The organism is Streptomyces mauvecolor (genome assembly GCF_039532965.1).
In the GTDB taxonomy this organism is placed as follows: domain Bacteria; phylum Actinomycetota; class Actinomycetes; order Streptomycetales; family Streptomycetaceae; genus Streptomyces; species Streptomyces violascens.
The window spans coordinates 24486-40435 of sequence record NZ_BAAASQ010000028.1 but is presented as its reverse complement, the minus strand read 5'-3'; the positions used below and the strand labels follow the sequence as shown (position 1 = coordinate 40435).

The following is a 15950-nucleotide window of genomic DNA, read 5'->3' as shown; positions in this document are numbered from 1 at the left end:
CCGTCAGCCGTCAGGCCCCCGGTTGCGTCCGCGGCACGGTGACCGTCACGCGCAGGCCGTGCGGGGTGTGGTGGGCGTAGGCGATGGTTCCGCCGCCGGCCGCGAGCAGGGCGCGGGAGATGGAGAGGCCGAGGCCGGAGCCCTTGACGTTCTGGTGGCGGCCCGCCCGCCAGAAGCGGTCGCCGATGCGGCTCAGTTCCTCGTCGGTGAGGCCCGGGCCCCGGTCGGTCACCGTCACGGTGGCCCGAGGGCCGTCGACGGCGACGGTGACCAGCACGTCCTCGCCCTCGGGGGTGAACTTCAGCGCGTTGTCGATCACGGCGTCCAGCGCGCTGGACAGCGCCACCGGGTCCGCCCAGCCTGTGGTGGCGGCCGAGCCGTCCGCGATCAGCCGTACGCCCTGGTCCTCGGCGAGCGGCCGCCACGCGGCGACCCGCTCCGCCACGAGCGCCCCCACGTCGGTGAGCTGGAGGTCGGCCGCGGCATGCTCGGCCAGCGCCAGACCCAGGAGGTCGTCGAGCACCTGGGCGAGGCGCTTGCCCTCGGTGCGTACCGAGGCGATCTCCTCGTTCCCTTCGGGGAGTTCGAGCGCGAGGAGCTCGATGCGCAGCAGCAGGGCGGACAGCGGGTTGCGCAGTTGGTGCGAGGCGTCGGCGACGAAGGCGCGCTGCTGCTCGAGCACCTCTTCGACGTTGTCGGCCATCTCGTTGAACGAGTGGGCCAGCCTTCTGAGTTCCGGGGGCCCGCCGGCAGCGGCGACGCGTGATTTCATGCGGCCGGTCGCGATGTCGTGGGTGACGGCGTCCAGGACGCGTACGGGCCTGAGCACCCAGCCGGTCAGCCGGAAAGCGGCGCCGACCGCCAGCAGCATGGCCGCCAGTTCGCCGGCCGCGATGAGGAGCCAGCCGTGCAGGGTGCTCGAACGCATGCTGCCGGTGGGCGAGTCGGTGACCACGACCGCGATCACGTCGCCCTCGCGGACGACCGGTGAGGCCACCACGAGGCGGCCGCGCTGCCACGGCCACACCTGGGCCGGGTCGTGGCTGCGGCGGCCTGCGAGCGCCTCGTGGAAGGCCATGTAGCCCTCGCCCTTGGCGGGCACGGTCCAGCCCGTGGGGGCGCTGGCCATGGCGGTGCCGTTGCGGAAGAAGACGCCCGCCCTGATCCCGTACAGGGTCGAATAGCGGGTGAGTTCCTCCTCCAGGGTGGTCAGCCGTTCCGCGCTGTTGGTGTCGTTGCCGTCGGTGGCCGTGACGAACTGGGCAAGGGCCGCGAAGCGCGCGGTGTCGTCGATGCGGTCGACGACCACCCGCTGCTGCTGGGCGTGGGCCACGCTCAGCGCGAGCGGGAAGCCGAACGCGACCAGGACGAGCGCGAGCAGGAAGATGAGCAGCGGGAGAAGTCGGGTGCGCACCGGGCTTCTCGGGTCTCAGAGGGCGGCCGGCGCGACGAGCCGGTAGCCGACGCCGCGCACGGTCTCGATCAGTGCCGGCATGCGCAGCTTGGAGCGCAGGGAGGCGACGTGCACTTCGAGGGTGCGGCCGGTCCCTTCCCAACTGGTGCGCCACACCTCGCTGATGATCTGTTCCCGGCGGAAGACGACGCCCGGACGCTGGGCCAGGAGCGCGAGCAGGTCGAACTCCTTGCGGGTCAGCTGCACGCTCTCGCCGTCGACGCTGACCCGGCGGGTGGGAAGCTCGATCTGTACGCGGCCGAGGCTCAGCTCGGCCTCGGCCGATTCGGGCCGCGCACCCGGCGGCGGGCGCCGGATGACCGCGTGGATACGGGCGATGAGTTCGCCGGTGTCGTACGGCTTGACCACGTAGTCGTCGGCGCCCAGGTTCAGCCCGTGGATGCGCGAGCGTACGTCGGCGCGTGCCGTCACCATGATCACCGGGATGGAGGTGCGCTTGCGGATCTTGCCGCAGACCTCGTAGCCGTCCTGGTCGGGCAGCCCGAGGTCGAGCAGGACCACCCCGAAGGGTGGTTTGGCACAGCGGTCGTCAGGAAGAAGCGCCTGCAGCGCCTCTTCACCGTTGCGCGCGTGCTTCACCTCGAAACCGTGCTTGGACAGCACGGCGGACAGGGCGGCGGCGACGTGGTCGTCGTCCTCGACGAGCAGCAGTCTCATGGCCCCCCTCCCTGGATGTGCCCCGGCCCTTCGGGCCTTCGGCATGCGATGTTCATCGGCCGCATCACGGCATGTACCCCCGAATCCACGCCCATGGTCGCCACTCTGGTCAAGGGGGCGCCCGCCCCTGCGCACCATCCGTTACGGAGCCGGTATTGGGCCGGGGTGCACGCTCACCCAGAGTGCTTCCACGCAACCGGATCGTTATGCTCAAGTTCCGCTCAGATGTAATGACGCTGGTCACAACTCACCACTACGTTCCTCCCCAACCGAGGAGGACGGAGCAAGAAGCCGATGAGCGGAGTATCAGTGGCCAAGGGGACCGAGGACGCCGTACCCGCGTCGGGTGACCTGGTCGTGCTGAGCAACGTCAACAAGCACTTCGGCGCGCTGCATGTGCTCCAGGACATCGACCTGACCATCGCCCGTGGCGAGGTCGTCGTCGTCATCGGGCCCTCAGGGTCCGGGAAGTCCACGCTGTGCCGCACCATCAACCGCCTGGAGACGATCGATTCCGGGGCGATCTCGATCGACGGCAGGCCGCTGCCCCAGGAGGGCAGGGAGCTGGCGCGGCTGCGTGCCGATGTCGGCATGGTCTTCCAGTCGTTCAACCTCTTCGCGCACAAGACGGTGCTCGAGAACGTCATGCTGGGCCAGGTGAAGGTCCGCAAGGCCGACAAGCAGGCCGCCGAGCAGAAGGCCCGCGCCCTGCTCGACCGGGTCGGCGTGGGCACCCAGGCCGACAAGTACCCGGCGCAGCTCTCGGGCGGTCAGCAGCAACGCGTCGCGATCGCACGGGCGTTGGCGATGGACCCGAAGGTGATGCTCTTCGACGAGCCCACGTCGGCGCTCGACCCCGAGATGATCAACGAGGTCCTCGAAGTCATGCAGCAGCTGGCGCGGGACGGGATGACGATGGTCGTCGTCACCCACGAGATGGGCTTCGCCCGCTCCGCCGCGAACCGGGTCGTCTTCATGGCCGACGGCAGGATCGTCGAAGAGGCCACGCCGGACCAGTTCTTCAGCAACCCGCGCAGCGACCGGGCCAAGGACTTCCTGTCGAAGATCCTGCACCACTGACGAGAGCTGTCCGACAATCAACTGGCCTGTCCCGCCCGATGGTTGGCATCGGGCGGACACTTGTCGGCCGACCGATGACGACCAACGACCAACGACGCAAGGAATGTTCGCCATGATGCTCCGCAAGTCCGCCGCCGTCGCGGCGATCGCCGCGCTCGCCCTGACCGCGACCGCCTGTGGCGGCAAGTCCGGCTCCGCCGGTGACAAGCAGTCCGCCCAGCCGGGCTCCAGCGGCGCGCCGCAGCTCCCGACGTACACCGTCGCCTCGAATGTCACCCTTGACTCGCCGACCTTCAAGGCGGCAAAGGCGCGCGGCAAGCTGGTCATCGGTTCCAAGGCCGACCAGCCCTACCTCGGCTTCGAGGACCAGTCGACCAAGGAGCGCTCCGGCTTCGACGTCGAGATCGCCAAGATGGTCGCCGCCGACCTGGGCTTCAAGCCCGACCAGATCGAGTGGAAGACCGTCGACTCCGGTGTCCGCGAGACCGCGATCTCCAAGGGCCAGGTCGACTACTACGTCGGCACCTACACGATCAACGACAAGCGCAAGAAGCAGGTGGGCTTCGCGGGTCCGTACTACAAGGCCGGCGCCGACCTGCTCGTCCGCAAGGACGACACCTCGATCAACGGCAAGGACTCCGTCAAGGGCAAGAAGGTCTGCTCGATCGTCGGCTCCACGCCGCTCCAGGAGATCAAGAAGCCCGAGTACGGCGCGTCCGTCGTCGAGCTGTCGAAGTACTCGGACTGCGTGCAGCAGCTCCTGTCCAAGCAGGTCGACGCCGTCACCACCGATGACGCGATCCTCAAGGGCTACGCCGCCAAGAACTCCGGCAAGCTCCGCGTCGTCGGCAAGCCGTTCACCGAGGAGCCGTACGGCATCGGCATGAACAAGGACGACAAGACGCTGCGCGACTTCATCAACGCCTCGATCGAGAAGCACGAGCAGGACGGCACCTACAAGAAGATCTACGACGCCACGCTCGGCCTGTCCGGCTCCAACTACCAGGCCCCGCCGGCCGTCGTCCGCTACTGATCGACGCCGCTGACGCGCCCCGTACTTCGTACGGGGCGCCACGCCCCCGCACCGCCCGATCCCCCAGCCGCTGCCCGCCGACGCGGAGACCTCATGAACGTACTGCTCGACCATTTCGCGGAGTTCCGCGACGGCTTCATAGGCACTGTGGAGATCACCGCCGTCAGTTCGGTCATCGCCCTGGTCCTCGGACTGCTGCTCGCCGGTTTCCGGGTCTCCCCCGTGCCGCCGCTGCGCTTCTTCGGCACCGCCTGGGTGACGCTGCTGCGCAACACCCCGCTGACGCTGCTCTTCCTGGTCTTCTTCTTCGTCGTGCCGGAGATCTTCTTCCCCGGCATGAGCCCGTTCCTGCTCGGTTCGCTCGCGCTCGGCTTCTATACGGCGTCGTTCGTCTGCGAGGCCGTGAGGTCCGGCATCAGCACGGTGCCGCTGGGGCAGGCCGAGGCGGCCCGTTCGATCGGCATGAGCTTCACGCAGACGCTGCGCATGATCGTGCTGCCGCAGGCCACCCGAACGGTCATCCCGCCGCTGAGCTCGATCTTCATCGCGCTCACCAAGAACTCGGCGATCGCCGGCGCCTTCAGCGTCACCGAACTGTTCGGCTGGCAGAAGCTGCTGAGCGAGGACGGGTACGACATCGTTCCCGTCTTCATCTGGGTCGCGCTCGGCTATCTGATCGTCACCTTCGCGATGAGTGGTCTCTTCCGCCTTCTTGAGCGCCGCATGGAGGTCGCCCGATGAGTGCCAGCGTTCTCTACGACGCCCCCGGCCCCAAGGCCGTCGTACGCAACCGGATCTACGCCGTCGTCGGCTCCCTCGCGCTGATCGCGCTGATCGCCCTCGCGATCGTCCGTCTCGCGGACAAGGGCAACCTCGACTACGCGATGTGGGACATCTTCAACTACGCGGGCATCCGGCAGAACATCGCCGACGCGGTGCTCGCCACCCTCAAGGCGTTCGGCCTCGCCGCCGTCGGCTCGCTGGTGCTCGGTGTGGTGCTGGCGGTGGCCCGGCTCTCCGACCACAAGCCGGTCCGCTGGGCGGCCACCGCCTTCATCGAGCTGTTCCGTTCCATCCCGCTGCTCATCACGATCTACGCGGTCTGGGTCGGCTTCCTCACCGACTACTCGATGTGGGCGCTGGCCCTGGGCCTGTCGATCTACAACGGCTGTGTGCAGGCGGAGGTGCTCCGCGCGGGCGTCAACTCCGTGCCCAAGGGGCAGCGCGAGGCGGCGTACGCGCTGGGCATGAGCAAATCGCAGGTCATGATGAGCGTGCTCATGCCGCAGGCCGTCCGGGCGATGCTGCCGACGATCATCAGCCAGCTCGTCGTCACCCTCAAGGACACGTCGCTCGGCTTCATCATCCTGTACCCGGAGCTGCTCCAGACGGCGCGTCTGATCGCGAGCAACACCCAGGTCAACGGCCAGTACCCGTACGTCTCGACCATTGTGGTCATCGGCTCCATCTATGTGGCGATGTGTCTGCTGCTCTCGGCGCTCGCGACCTGGATCGAGAAGCGCGGGCGCCGGGCGAAGACCGGCATCACCATGGGGGCGGCCGCAGCCCCGATCACGGCCGCCGGACCGGGCGCGGTTCTCGCCGCCGAAGGGACCGATGGTTCCGACGTGGCTCCTGCTACGACGAACTGACGGCGCAGGAGGCGGTGACGTTCGCGTCGCTGCCTCCGTCACTTGACGCAAGCACGCGCAGTGGGTTGCATACGTTCTGTGATCGTGCACCGGGTTCCCCGCGCCACCTGCAAGCCGTCCCGACCCGCCTCGGGAGCCGCGCCGTGGACCCGGTGATCGTCGTCGGCGCCGGTCCGGTGGGACTGGCGCTGGCCCTCTCGCTGGCGGCCCAGGGCGTGCCGTCCGTCGTCCTCGACGAGGGCCCGGGCAAGGACGAGCCCCGCCCGGTCCGCACGGCCGTACTGCGCCCGGACATCGCCTCGTTCGTGACGGGCCTCGGCTGTACGACGGTGCGCGACGAGGGTGCGCGCTGGGTGGCCTGGCGGTCCATGAGGCGCGGTCAGCTGGTGCGCCGCGTCGGGTTCGGCGAGTCCCCTGCCGAAGTCCCCTCGCCGGTGCACATCCCGCAGCACGCCCTGACCCGAGGGCTGCGCGACGCCGTTGCCGCGTCCGGTCTCGTACGGGTCGTCCCGGACAGCCGCCTGGACACGCTGGAACAGGACGCGGAGGGCGTCTCCGTCCACACCTCGGGCCCCGGCGGGACTTGGTGGCGCGGCAGCTACGCGGTGGGCTGCGACGGCGCCCGCTCCACCGTCCGCAAGCTCCTCGACATCCGTTTCGCCGGACGTACGGCGGTGGAGCGCCAGGCGGTTGTGGCCCTGCGTACCGAACTCCCGTGGCCGGGCGAGGCGTTGCTGCACCGGCTGCCGCCCTGGCGGGCCAGTGGCGACGAGGTGACGGCCCGCCCCCTCCAGGACGGCGTCTGGCGGCTCGACTGGCTGCTTCCGCCGCGCGCCGAACTGGTCACGCCCGACGCCCTGTTGGGCCGCGTCCGGGACACCCTCGCAGGCTGGTGCGGTTCGACACCGCCGTACGAACTCCTCGACACCGGCGTCCACACCGTGCATCACCGCCTGGCCCGGCGCTGGCGGGTGCGCCGCGCGTTCCTCTCGGGGGACGCGGCGCATCTGCTGGGCGCGCTCGGCACGCAGGCCCTGGACGAGGGTCTGCGGGACGCCCAGAACCTCGCCTGGAAGCTGGCCCGGGCCTGGCATCACGGGGCGTCGGAGGTGCTCCTGGACAGCTATCAGACGGAACGGCGCTCGGCGGTGGCGGCCCGGCTGCGCACGGCCGACCAGTCGTTGCCCATTCTGCGCGGCGGTGCGGGGCTGCGCGGCTGGATCCCGGGGACCGCCCGCGGCCACGACGCCCTGGTGGCCGACGGCCATGTGGGTCGGGGACCGCTCGGCGCGCCCCCCGCGTACCCGCACTCCCCCCTCACACCTCCGTACACCGAGTCGCACATCCCGGTGGGCACGGGGCTGGGCGCACCGGCCGCCGATATCTGCGTCACGGCCCCCGACGGCGCGACCGTGTCCCTGCGGGACCGGCTCGGCAAGGGCAGGCTCCTGGTCGTGCTTGTCGCCCCGGGCACCGGCGTCTGGGACCGGCGCCACTGGCTCACGGCCGGGGTCATGCCCCGCCTGGCCGCCGCGGTGTCGGCGCTGCCGCTGGACGCAGAACTCCTGGTCGCCGAGGACTACCCCGGCGCTCCCGCCCACGCCGTCCTCCTCGTACGCCCCGACGGGCACCTGGCCGCCGCGTTCAACGGGGTGCAGCCCGCGCAGTTGTACGCCGCGGCGGAGGCGGTGCGGGGGGAGGCCGGGGGAGGCGAGCCGGGTGTGGGGGCTGGGAGTTCGGGTGCCGGGGGTGCGGATGCGGGGGTCGCGGGGGCGGGGGCTGCGGCGGGGGTTGCGGGGGGCCGAGGGGCGGACGGCTGACATCAAGTGATGTCTGTCAGCTGTTGTCCGACGTTGGCTGCCTGAAATCCGTCGGCCGAAATCTGTCAGCCGTGATCCGTCGGCCATCCGTGATCCGTCGGCTGGCGGCTGACGCCGGGTGTCCGCGCGTCGTCGGCGACCTACCGGCCGCCGTCCGTGAACCGCCAGCCGTGATCCGCCATCTGAACACCGATTGACCGACGCAGGCGCACATGGTCTACTCCGGAACGTGACCGACACCAATGTGCGCCTGTGGCGGAGGGTCCATATGGACCTCGTCCGCTATGCGGGCTGCGTGTGTCGTCCGTCCTGCTGATTCGCCTTTCCCTTTGCGCCGTACCGCCGCGCCCTTGAGGCGCGGTCTGCCGTACGCGCGCCTTCGCGAACTCTCTCAGGACGGTCCCCCGTGTCTCTCTCAGTAAGCACATCTGTCACTGCCTCCGTGCCCGCTCCCGCCTCCTCGCCCGGATCCGGCTCCGCGCCGACCGAGGCGGACCTGCTCGACTTCGCCCTCCGTACCGCCGCGGACTCCGCGCTGGTCGCCTCGCTGCCCCTCGACGCCGAGGGGCGCACCTGGATTCGGCTCGACGGGCCGGGCGGCAGCGAGGCCTGGCTCATCGGCTGGCCGCCCGGCACGGGTACGGGCTGGCACGATCACGGCGGTTCCCACGGCGCCTTCGCCACCGCGGCCGGCGCGCTGCGTGAGGACTCGCTGGCAGCCCGCCTGCCCACCGAGGGCTGGAGGACCCTGGAACTCGCCGAAGACATCGACCGTTCAAGGCAGTTGAGGCCGGGAAGTGGCCGGGCCTTCGGGCCGCATCATGTGCACGAGGTACGGAACGAGTCCGGGGCCGAGCATGCGATCTCGGTGCATGCCTACTATCCGCCGCTGCCTCTGATCCGGCGTTACAGCCGGTCGGGCGCGGTGCTCCGTATCGAGCAGGTCGAGCGTCCGGAGGACTGGCAGTGAGCGCGGAACGTACGCGACCGGTGGGGATCGACGACCTCCTCGACCAGGCCAGGGCCGGTCTGGACCGGGTGACGGCCGAGGAGGCCTTCGCCGAGGCCACCGGCGGGGCGCTCCTGGTGGACATCCGGTATGCGGCGCTTCGTGACAGGGACGGACTGATTCCTGGCGCCCTGGTGGTCGAGCGCAACGAGCTGGAGTGGCGGCTCGATCCGCAGGGCAGCCATCGCGCCGCCGAGGCGACCGGCCACGATCTGCGGGTGGTGGTGATCTGCAATGAGGGGTACGCGTCGTCCCTCGCGGCAGTGTCGCTGCGGCAGCTGGGACTGCACCGGGCGACCGATCTGGTCGGCGGCTTCCAGGCGTGGCGCACGGCGGGGCTGCCGGTCACGGCCCCCGCCGGCTGACCGGCTGCTCACATCTCGTACAGGTCGTCCGCGTTTTCGCCCTCCTGCTCCAGTGCCTGGCGGACCACTCTGAGGGCCATGCCCTCCGGGTAGCCCTTGCGGGCGAGCATGCCGGCGAGGCGGCGGATCCGGCGGTCGCGGTCGAGGCCGCGGGTGGAGCGGAGTTTGCGCGCCACGAGTTCGCGCGCGGTCTCCTCCTCCTGGTCGGAGTCGAGCTGGCCGACGGCCTCGTCGATGACCGTGGAGTCCACGCCCTTGGTGCGCAGTTCGCGTGCCAGCGCGCGGCGGGCGAGCCCGCGCCCGTGGTGGCGGGACTCCACCCATGCGTCGGCGAACGCCGCGTCGTTGATCAGTCCGACTTCCTCGAAGCGGGAGAGGACCTCTTCGGAGACCTCGTCGGGGATCTCCCGCTTCTTGAGGGCGTCGGCGAGCTGTTTGCGGGTCCGGGGCGTCCCGGTGAGCAGGCGCAGGCAGATGGCCCGCGCCCGCTCAGCCGGGTCCTGCGGCGGCGGCTCCTTCTCGGCCCTCGACGAGTCGGTGCCGTCGCCCGCTCCATTGGGGCCGCCCCGCCGGGAGCGGGCCCGCTCGGGGCCCCGCTCCTCGGGGTCGGCCCATTCGGTCCTGCGGGTCACCGCTAGCTCTTGGCAGCGGCGGCCTTGGCCGTCTTGGCCTTGGTGGCCGGGGCCGGAACCGCGGCTGCGTCAGCCGCCGGGGCGGTCTCGGCGGCGTCCTTGCCGGGCTCGGCCGTCGGCTCCTCCGGACGGACACCGACGCCCAGCTTCTCCTTGATCTTCTTCTCGATCTCGTTGGCGAGGTCGGGGTTGTCCTTCAGGAAGTTGCGGGCGTTCTCCTTGCCCTGGCCCAGCTGGTCGCCCTCGTACGTGTACCAGGCGCCCGCCTTGCGGACGAAGCCGTGCTCGACGCCCATGTCGATCAGGCCGCCCTCGCGGCTGATGCCCTGGCCGTACAGGATGTCGAACTCGGCCTGCTTGAAGGGCGGCGCGACCTTGTTCTTGACGACCTTGACGCGGGTGCGGTTGCCGACCGCGTCCGTGCCGTCCTTGAGCGTCTCGATCCGGCGGATGTCGAGACGTACCGAGGCGTAGAACTTCAGCGCGCGGCCACCGGTCGTGGTCTCCGGCGAGCCGAACATCACTCCGATCTTCTCGCGGAGCTGGTTGATGAAGATCGCGGTGGTCTTCGACTGGTTGAGCGCGCTGGTGATCTTCCGGAGTGCCTGGCTCATCAGGCGGGCCTGCAGACCCACGTGCGAGTCACCCATCTCGCCCTCGATTTCCGCGCGCGGCACCAGGGCCGCCACGGAGTCGATGACGATCAGGTCGAGCGCGCCGGAGCGGACCAGCATGTCGACGATCTCCAGCGCCTGCTCGCCGTTGTCCGGCTGCGACAGGATCAGGTTGTCGATGTCGACGCCGAGCTTCTTCGCGTACTCGGGGTCGAGGGCGTGCTCGGCGTCCACGAAGGCCACCGCGCCGCCGGCCTTCTGGGCGTTGGCCACCGCGTGCAGCGTCAGGGTCGTCTTGCCGGAGGACTCCGGGCCGTACACCTCCACCACACGGCCGCGCGGCAGGCCGCCGACGCCGAGCGCCACGTCGAGCGCGGTCGACCCGGTGGGGATGACCTCGATGGGCTCATTCGGCCGCTCGCCCAGGCGCATCACCGCGCCCTTGCCGAATTGCCGTTCAATCTGTGCGAGTGCGGCGTCGAGCGCCTTCTCGCGGTCAGTTCCTGCCATGGGTTCCACCCGATTTGCTTGAGTCGATCGCTTCACGTCAAAGACGCTAACCCCTGCCACTGACAATGGGCCCCGACGTCCTTCCAGCCTGTGGATAACTCCACCGGAAACGCGGTGGAACCCGTGCAAACACAGGGCCGGACTCCCATGAGAATGGATGTTCGATTTTGCTGTCAAGCGCACCACACGCGGCGGAGCGCTTCGTTCCCGCCCGCCCGACAATCACGGCAAATAGGAAATTCCAGCCTACGGCGTCGTCTCGGGCACCACCGCGGAGCCCTGGCCGCGCGGCTGGTGCCTGCCGTGCACGCGCGGGTCGTCCGTCACGTCGTACCGCTTCACGTAGGCGCCGAGGAACGCCTGCAGGGTCGCGACCGCCGGGATGGCGATGAGGGCGCCGACCGCGCCCATGAGAGCGGTGCCCGCGATCACCGAGCCGAAGGCGACGGCGGGATGGATGTCCACGGTCCTCGCGGTGAGCTTGGGCTGCAGCATGTAGTTCTCGAACTGCTGGTAGATCACCACGAATCCGAGCACCCACACCGCGTACCAGGGGTCCACGGTGAAGGCGATCAGCATGGGGAGAGCGCCCGCCAGGTAGGTGCCGATGGTGGGGATGAACTGGGAGACCAGGCCCACCCAGACCGCCAGCGCCGGGGCGTACGGAACGCCGAGGATCTGCAGCAGGATGTAGTGCGCGATGCCGGAGATGAGCGCCATGAGGCCGCGCGAGTAGAGGTAGCCGCCGGTCTTGTCGACCGCGATCTCCCAGGCCCGCAGCACCTCCGCCTGCCGGGCCGGCGGCAGCACGGAGCAGATCGCCCGGCGCAGCCGTGGCCCGTCGGCGGCGAAGTAGAACGAGAACAGGAAGATCGTCAGCAGCCGGAAGAGGCCGCCGAGTACGGTCGCGGAGACGTCGAGCACGCCGGTCGCGCTGTTCTGGACGTACTTCTGCAGCCAGTCGGAGTGCAGCAGGCTGTCGCGCACCTCGACCCGCGAGAGCTCCGTGTGGAACGTGTGGTTGACCCAGTTGATCACCGAGTCGAGGTACTTGGGGAACTGCTCGACCATGTCGACGATCTGCCCCGCCAGCATCGAGCCGAGCAGCACGACGAAGCCGATCGTCGCGATCGTCAGGGCGAGGAACACCAGGAACGTGGCCATGCCCCGGCGCATTCCGCGGGCAGCCATCCGGCCGACGGCCGGCTCCATGGCGAGCGCGATGAAGAACGCGATCAGGATGTTGATCAGCAGACCGATGAGCTGGTGGAAGGCCCAGCTGCCCAGCTGGAAACAGGCGTACAGGGCGAGCACGAGCACCACGGCACGCGGCAGCCAGCGGGGCATGCGTGCGGCGGCGAGCCCCAGAGGGCTCGCCGGGGGTTCGCCGGAGGCGGGCGATTCGCCGCGCGGGACGCCCGCGGGGCCGGCTTCGCGGTCGCCCGCCCGGTCTGCTGCGCGGTCGTCGGTGTTGATCTCATCAGTCGGTGCCACGGAGCAAGTGTCGCCCACTTGTCCGACAGCGAGCCGCCGAACCTGTTCCGGCCGCCCGGCGGGGCCGCCCCGTCATCCGGAACCTCGCCCTTCACTCGAAGGCGGCCACCCCGTGCACCCCCGGAGGGACCGCCGTCACCGCCTGTCCGCGGGCACGTCCATGGCGGCACAGACCGCCCGCCAGACGTCCTTCGCCTCCCAGCCCGCGTCGAGGGCCTCGTGCACGGTGCGCCCGCCCAGTTCCGTCATCACATGGTCACGCGCGAAGGAGTCCGCGTACCCGGCGCCGAAGTGGTCGGCCATCCGCTCCCAGAAAATCGTCAACCGCATGACTCAAGTATCCCGCCCCTGAGAGTGCAGCCCCGGCGGTCGGGCTTGCCCGCGGCTCTGTGGGCCCTACCGTCTGAAACATGGCTGGTTCCGGAGCATCCCCCCACTCCCCCGACTCACCACTGGCGCGCGCCGCGCACTTCATCTGGCTGACAGCCAGGGTGCTCGAACAGCGCCGGTTCGCCTACCACTTCCTCGGCAAGGACGCCGACGCCGTCGAGGCGGCACTCTCCGCCTATCAGGGTGACGACGGCGGCTACGGCCATGCCCTCGAACCCGATCTGCGCGGTCCCGTCAGCCAGCCCCTGCACACCGCGCACGCGCTGCGGATCCTGGACTCGGTCGGCCGGCTCGGCGGGCAGCGCGTGGAGCGGATGTGCCGCTATCTGACGGACATCTCCACCAAGGACGGCGCCCTGCCCGCGCTGCACCCCTCGCAGCGCGGCTATCCGGCGGCGCCGTTCGTCCCGATCGTCGACGACCCGCCCAGCGCCCTGCTGACCACCGGCCCCGTGGTGGGGCTGCTGCACCGCAACCAGGTGTGGCACGCGTGGCTCTTCCGGGCGACCGACTTCTGCTGGGCCACGGTCGACTCGCTGGAGACGTCGCATCCGTACGAGGTCGAGGCGGCGGTCGCCTTCCTGGACGGCGCCCCCGACCGTTCCCGGGCCGAGGCGGCCGCGGACCGGCTCGGCCGGCTCGTCCGGGAGCAGGGCCTCGCGGTGCTCGACCCGGCGCGGATCGCCGACTACCCGGTTTCCGAGGGATACGCCCCGGGCGAGCGTCACTTTCCGCACCACTACGCGGCCGTGCCCGAGTCGCTGGCCCGCCGGTGGTTCACCGACGAGGAGATGCAGCGCTCGCTCGATCACCTGGAGGCCGAGCAGCAGGAGGACGGCGGCTGGCCGATCCACTGGCGGGCGTGGGCGCCCGGCACGGCCCTGGAGTGCCGCCCCATGGTGACGATCGAGGCGCTGCGCACACTGCGCGCCCACGGCCGCACGATCGGGTGACCCTGGCGGCCGCCCGTCCGTACGGACGGGCGGCGTCTCCGGCAGGGCCGGGCGGACGAGGCGGCCGCCGGGACGCCTCGGCGTACCGGCCGCCCCGCCCCGGCACCTGCCGCTCAGCCGCCCAGGGCCCGTACACCCGCCGTGACGAGTACGGCGGCGCCGACGATCACCAGGAACGGGGCGCGCAGCACCAGCGCGACGGCCGCCGCCGCGAGCCCGGCCGCCCGGGCGTCGAGCAGCACCTGGTGGCCGGTGCCGAAGGTCTGCTGGGCGGTGAGCGCGGCCAGCAGTGCCACCGGCAGCAGCGCGGCAAGGCGCTTGACCAGCGGTCGCTCCAGGGCGCCTGCCGGGACCAGCAGCCCGAGGAGCTTGACGAGGTAGCAGCCGACGGCGGTGGCCGCGATGGCGATCCAGACGTTCAACGCGCTTGTCCCTTCGCGGAGTTCCCGATTCCTTCGGATGCACCCGGGGCGGCGGCGTGGGTGCGAGCCCCCGCGTCCGCCCCTGTCTCCCCCGGTGTGCTCCGCCCCTTCAGGAAGAGCACGACGGGCGCGGCCAGGGCTGCGACCAGGACGGGCGCGCCCGCGGGCAGCACCGGCAGCATGGCCAGGACGAGGACGACGGCGAGGGCGGCCGTGATGCGCTCGGTGGAGCTCTTGAGCATCGGCGCGAGGAGCGCGAGGAAGACGGCCGGGCTGGCGGCGTCGAGCCCCCAGGCGTCGGTGTCGCCCAGGGCTTGCGCGCCGAGCGCTCCGGCGAGCGTGGTCAGGTTCCACAGCACGTAGAGGGTGAGGCCGGTGACGGTGAAGCCGATCCGCGCGGCCCGCCGGGTGGGCTGGGCGAGGGTGACCGCGGTGGTCTCGTCGATCACCCACTGGGCGGCCAGGGGGCGCAACGCCCTCGGCAGTGCCAGAAGTTGGGACAGGCGCAGCCCGTAGAAGGCGTTGCGGGTGCCGAGGAAGAAGGCGCCGGCCGCCGCGGTGAACGGGTTTCCGCCGGCCGCGAGCGCGCCGACGAGCGCGAACTGCGAGGCTCCGGTGAAGACGAGCAGGCTGAGCGCGCACGTCTGCAGGAGGCCGAGTCCCGATCCGGCCGAGGTCACTCCGAAGGCGAAGCCGGAGAGCCCGACGGCCACGCCGACGCCCAGGGCGTCGCGGACGACGGCCGCATCGGGTTTGCCCCCGGTCTCGGGGCGTATCTCTGGGGGTGCTGTCTGTTCTGCTGCCACGCCGTGGACGTTAGAAGAAGGCGGCGCTTCGGTTCTTGTACGTTCTTGCACGACCGGCGTTCTTGCACGACCGGCGGTCTCGCACGCCCGGCGTTCTTGTCGGCTGACGGTCTCGCGCACCTGCCTTCACGCACGCTCACGCCTGCCTTCACGCACGCTCACGCCTGCTTTCACGCCCGCCCGCGCCGCCTACGTTCCTGCGCGCTCGCGGCGATATGCGCCGGGCGTGACGCCGACGATCCGGGTGAAGTGGCGATTGAGGTGCGGCTGGTCGGTGAAGCCCACGGCGACGGCGGCCTCGGCGGGCGGGGTTCCGCCGTCCAGGAGACGGGCTGCCCGGCGTACGCGCTCGCCCGTCAGCCAGGCGTGGGGCGGCAGGCCGTACTCCGCCTTGAAGGCGCGCAGCAGCGCGAACGTGCTGGTGTCGAGCTCCTTGGCCAGCTGCTCCAGGGACGGCGGGGCCGCGAGCCGCTCCACCAGCAGGAATCTCGCCGCGGCCGCGGCGCGCGCGCCCGCCGAGCGGGCCGTCCGCTCGGGCAGGGCGTGGCCGTGGCGGCGAAGGAGCCGGGCGACGGCGATGCGGAACACGCTGTCGGCTGCGAGTGCGTTGCCCTGCTCAGCCGCCCGGTGCACGTCCTGGATGAGCAGTGCGGTGTCCGGGTCCTCGACGATGGTCTCGGCGAATCCGGCGGTGCCGCGCAGCGTGGTGGTTTCCGCGGCGATGTCGGCGACGAGCTGCGCCGAGGGGTAGAGCGTGGCGTACGTCCAGCCCTCGGGGACTCCGGCGTGGGCGGCGTGCGGGACTTCGGGGTTGATCATGACGACGGTGCCGGGGTGGGCCGGGATCGTCCCGCCGGGCATGATCACGTTCTCGATGCCGCTGCGTACGGCTCCGAAGACGAACCCCTCGTGAGCGTGGCGCGGGAAGGAGTGGCTCACATAGCGGGCCCGGAGCAGATCGAGGCCGGGCAGCTCGGAGTACTGCCAGTGCCGCGCCCATTCCTCGACCCCGTCCACAGCTTCATTCTCGCAGGTCCGG

At 70.7% G+C, this 15950-nt stretch carries 17 protein-coding genes and 1 pseudogene; 9 read left to right on the top strand and 9 right to left on the bottom strand.

What is annotated here, in order from left to right:
- Window positions 1-10: 10 nt before the first annotated feature.
- Window positions 11-1414: a sensor histidine kinase gene (locus tag ABD346_RS31260; RefSeq protein ID WP_344379435.1), complete on the bottom strand. Its 1404-nt coding sequence runs from the start codon at window positions 1412-1414 to the stop codon at window positions 11-13.
- Between the two features lie 15 nt (window positions 1415-1429).
- Window positions 1430-2131: a response regulator transcription factor gene (locus ABD346_RS31255; RefSeq protein ID WP_189969386.1), complete on the bottom strand. Its 702-nt coding sequence runs from the start codon at window positions 2129-2131 to the stop codon at window positions 1430-1432.
- A gap of 294 nt (window positions 2132-2425) precedes the next feature.
- On the opposite strand from ABD346_RS31255, the gene ABD346_RS31250 reads away from it, so the two are divergent.
- The 8 genes from ABD346_RS31250 (at window position 2426) to ABD346_RS31220 (ending at window position 9090) form a co-directional block, all read left to right on the top strand.
- On the top strand, window positions 2426-3211 hold the full coding sequence (locus ABD346_RS31250; protein ID WP_189969384.1) for an amino acid ABC transporter ATP-binding protein: 786 nt from the start codon (window positions 2426-2428) through the stop codon (window positions 3209-3211).
- 112 nt (window positions 3212-3323) lie between these two features.
- A complete protein-coding gene (locus tag ABD346_RS31245; RefSeq protein WP_344379434.1) occupies window positions 3324-4244 on the top strand; it encodes a glutamate ABC transporter substrate-binding protein in 921 nt (306 codons plus the stop codon).
- Between the two features lie 93 nt (window positions 4245-4337).
- A complete protein-coding gene (locus tag ABD346_RS31240) occupies window positions 4338-4985 on the top strand; it encodes an amino acid ABC transporter permease (protein ID WP_344379433.1) in 648 nt (215 codons plus the stop codon).
- Entirely contained in the window at window positions 4982-5896 is a 915-nt protein-coding gene (locus ABD346_RS31235) for an amino acid ABC transporter permease (protein ID WP_344379432.1), read from the top strand. Before ABD346_RS31240 ends, ABD346_RS31235 begins: the two co-directional genes overlap by 4 nt.
- Window positions 5897-6039: 143 nt before the next feature.
- Entirely contained in the window at window positions 6040-7716 is a 1677-nt protein-coding gene (locus ABD346_RS31230) for an FAD-dependent monooxygenase (RefSeq protein ID WP_344379431.1), read from the top strand.
- Window positions 7717-7945: 229 nt separating this feature from the next.
- Entirely contained in the window at window positions 7946-8032 is an 87-nt protein-coding gene (locus ABD346_RS38685) for a putative leader peptide (protein WP_319285218.1), read from the top strand.
- Between the two features lie 126 nt (window positions 8033-8158).
- The gene (locus ABD346_RS31225) at window positions 8159-8686 is read left to right on the top strand and encodes a cupin domain-containing protein (RefSeq protein WP_344379430.1); all 528 of its coding nucleotides are present in this window, start codon (window positions 8159-8161) and stop codon (window positions 8684-8686) included.
- Window positions 8683-9090, top strand: coding sequence for a rhodanese-like domain-containing protein (locus ABD346_RS31220; RefSeq protein ID WP_344379429.1), 408 nt, complete (start codon window positions 8683-8685; stop codon window positions 9088-9090). The genes ABD346_RS31225 and ABD346_RS31220 overlap by 4 nt, the downstream gene beginning before the upstream one ends.
- Window positions 9091-9098: 8 nt before the next feature.
- Here ABD346_RS31220 and recX read toward each other — a convergent pair.
- The 4 genes and pseudogenes from recX to ABD346_RS31200 all read right to left on the bottom strand — a co-directional run.
- Window positions 9099-9770: pseudogene (gene recX / locus ABD346_RS31215) on the bottom strand (recombination regulator RecX); the annotation flags it as partial.
- Entirely contained in the window at window positions 9725-10846 is a 1122-nt protein-coding gene (gene recA / locus ABD346_RS31210; protein WP_189969370.1) for a recombinase RecA, read from the bottom strand. The pseudogene recX and the gene recA, both read right to left, overlap by 46 nt.
- Window positions 10847-11092: 246 nt before the next feature.
- The gene (locus ABD346_RS31205) at window positions 11093-12340 is read right to left on the bottom strand and encodes an AI-2E family transporter (protein WP_344379428.1); all 1248 of its coding nucleotides are present in this window, start codon (window positions 12338-12340) and stop codon (window positions 11093-11095) included.
- A 135-nt stretch (window positions 12341-12475) separates the two neighbouring features.
- Window positions 12476-12670 carry a DUF3046 domain-containing protein gene (locus ABD346_RS31200; protein WP_053726402.1) on the bottom strand — a complete coding sequence of 65 codons (195 nt, stop codon included), beginning with the start codon at window positions 12668-12670 and terminating at the stop codon, window positions 12476-12478.
- 80 nt (window positions 12671-12750) lie between these two features.
- Here ABD346_RS31200 and ABD346_RS31195 point away from each other — a divergent pair, with 80 nt between their 5' ends.
- On the top strand, window positions 12751-13683 hold the full coding sequence (locus ABD346_RS31195; RefSeq protein ID WP_344379427.1) for a hypothetical protein: 933 nt from the start codon (window positions 12751-12753) through the stop codon (window positions 13681-13683).
- A gap of 113 nt (window positions 13684-13796) precedes the next feature.
- On the opposite strand, the gene ABD346_RS31190 is transcribed toward ABD346_RS31195, so the two are convergent.
- The 3 genes from ABD346_RS31190 to ABD346_RS31180 form a co-directional block, all read right to left on the bottom strand.
- Window positions 13797-14105: an AzlD domain-containing protein gene (locus ABD346_RS31190; protein WP_344379426.1), complete on the bottom strand. Its 309-nt coding sequence runs from the start codon at window positions 14103-14105 to the stop codon at window positions 13797-13799.
- Complete coding sequence (locus tag ABD346_RS31185; protein WP_344379425.1) at window positions 14102-14911, bottom strand: AzlC family ABC transporter permease; 810 nt, start codon at window positions 14909-14911, stop codon at window positions 14102-14104. The genes ABD346_RS31190 and ABD346_RS31185 overlap by 4 nt, the downstream gene beginning before the upstream one ends.
- Window positions 14912-15100: 189 nt before the next feature.
- Window positions 15101-15928, bottom strand: a complete 828-nt coding sequence (locus tag ABD346_RS31180) for a helix-turn-helix transcriptional regulator (protein WP_344379424.1) — start codon at window positions 15926-15928, stop codon at window positions 15101-15103.
- Between the last annotated feature and the right edge of the window lie 22 nt (window positions 15929-15950).